The sequence below is a fragment of the Vibrio sp. 10N.286.51.B11 genome (assembly GCF_041469245.1).
GTDB lineage: Bacteria > Pseudomonadota > Gammaproteobacteria > Enterobacterales > Vibrionaceae > Vibrio > Vibrio crassostreae_C.
The window spans coordinates 1-1672 of sequence record NZ_JBFRKI010000075.1 but is presented as its reverse complement, the minus strand read 5'-3'; the positions used below and the strand labels follow the sequence as shown (position 1 = coordinate 1672).

The 1672-nt window shown below is 42.7% G+C and carries 1 protein-coding gene and 3 tRNA genes; 3 read left to right on the top strand and 1 reads right to left on the bottom strand.

Annotation, left to right across the window (positions count from 1 at the left end):
- Positions 1-93: 93 nt before the first annotated feature.
- Positions 94-882 (bottom strand): lipase family protein, encoded by a 789-nt coding sequence (locus AB4154_RS22320; RefSeq protein WP_017064543.1) that lies wholly within the window; start codon positions 880-882, stop codon positions 94-96.
- A 349-nt stretch (positions 883-1231) separates the two neighbouring features.
- Here AB4154_RS22320 and AB4154_RS22315 point away from each other — a divergent pair.
- The 3 genes from AB4154_RS22315 to AB4154_RS22305 all read left to right on the top strand — a co-directional run bounded on the left by AB4154_RS22315 (position 1232) and on the right by AB4154_RS22305 (position 1581).
- Positions 1232-1318, top strand: a tRNA-Leu gene (locus AB4154_RS22315).
- Between the two features lie 67 nt (positions 1319-1385).
- Positions 1386-1459, top strand: a tRNA-Cys gene (locus AB4154_RS22310).
- Between the two features lie 46 nt (positions 1460-1505).
- Positions 1506-1581 (top strand) — tRNA-Gly (locus tag AB4154_RS22305).
- The last annotated feature ends 91 nt before the right edge of the window (positions 1582-1672 follow it).

Below are 1672 nucleotides of genomic sequence, written 5' to 3'. Positions count from 1 at the left end.
CTCCGGGAGGCGCCTCCATCATTCAGAAAAAACCAGTCCTAGTGACTGGTTTTTTCGTTTCTGGCCCCGCTAAAAGCTTCCTACGTACCCATTTCAATGCTTATCAAAGAAATCTTTGTTACGGATATACTTGCTCATCAAGTGGTAAGAGAAAGGTCTTATCAGCCAACTAAAGATAGAGCGACCAAGGCGGATTAATGTAGGAGTGTTCTCATAGATTCGTCCGTTATAAAGCCAAAGCACTTTACCTACATGCCAATAGAGCAAAGGAACCGGTGGCATGAAGGTCACGATGTCGATGTCACAGCAAATTCGGTAGGTCTTCTTACTCATGCGATAGTGCTTTCGAAAGCTCCAATCACCAATGGCGGGTTGGCCAAAAGTCACTATTCGTTTAATACAGCCTGGGTACTTTTGATCAAAGTAATCAGCGAAGACACAACCGATAGCGCCTCCGGAAGAGTGGCCAGTAATAGACACTCTTTTTCCTTGTTCGATGAGAGGTGTGAGCGTGGCTTCCAAGCGCTCAATAACGGTTAAGCCAAGCTTATCTTCATTACGACTTGGCTGGCTCTCTTGAAACATTAGATGGTAGAAACCCGCATGCACACGATAATTGAGCCCAATTCTCTTACAGCTTCTTGTCCATAGAGCAAAGGTTAGTAGCCAATCTGAGATACTGTGCGATCCTTTGATTACCACAACCACTTCATCTTTGTCGCTACTCCACAACACTCTAATCATGGTTTTACCAAACTGGTTCTTGATGATGCGTTGTCCATTAGGGTCAAAACCATAGCGAGTCTGCTTAAAAACTCTAGGGTAGGCGAGGTTACAAAGAACGGCATAGCGCTCATATTGATATCGTTTTAGTGGTTTCACATGTTTACTTCTTAATAAGAGTTACTTCAAACTCTAATCGTTGAATGTGAAAAGCACATGAAAACGCCATTTGCTTGGTTTAAAACAATAAAATCACCGCATTCAATTGGTATTTGAATCAATGGTTGTCAGTGATTTGTCCGTTTAAATTAGAAATCCAAGTATAAGAACCGTACAAGCTGCACTAAATTTATTCTTTTGAGTTCGATAATTAATCACTTGAATTAAAAGATAAAATTTATTGTTGACGAATTTTTTCCTTCCGTTAAAGTACACCTCGTTCTTACGGCTTAGGTCGCTGAGAGATGGTGTTTTTACTTTTCAGTAATCGGCCTCGCAAGATTGCGTTGCCCTGGTGGTGGAATTGGTAGACACAAGGGATTTAAAATCCCTCGGCGTTCGCGCTGTGCCGGTTCAAGTCCGGCCCGGGGCACCATCTATCTAGCTTCTACATTTTGAGTAGAGTGATGAACAAAGAGTTGTTCTCTTAAATCACTATTAAAGGCGCCTTGGCAGAGTGGCTATGCAGCGGATTGCAAATCCGTGGACCTCGGTTCGACTCCGGGAGGCGCCTCCATTCTTTCTCTTAGTTTGATAAGTTAAGAGATAATAAGAATGAAAATGCGATACTAGCTCAGTTGGTAGAGCGCAACCTTGCCAAGGTTGAGGTCATCGGTTCGAACCCGATGTATCGCTCCAAATTTTGTAGTGTTGATTCATTTCGACATTAAGATGGTGTTTTACTTTTCAGTAATCGGCATCGCAATAAAGAATTGCGTGCCCTGGTGGT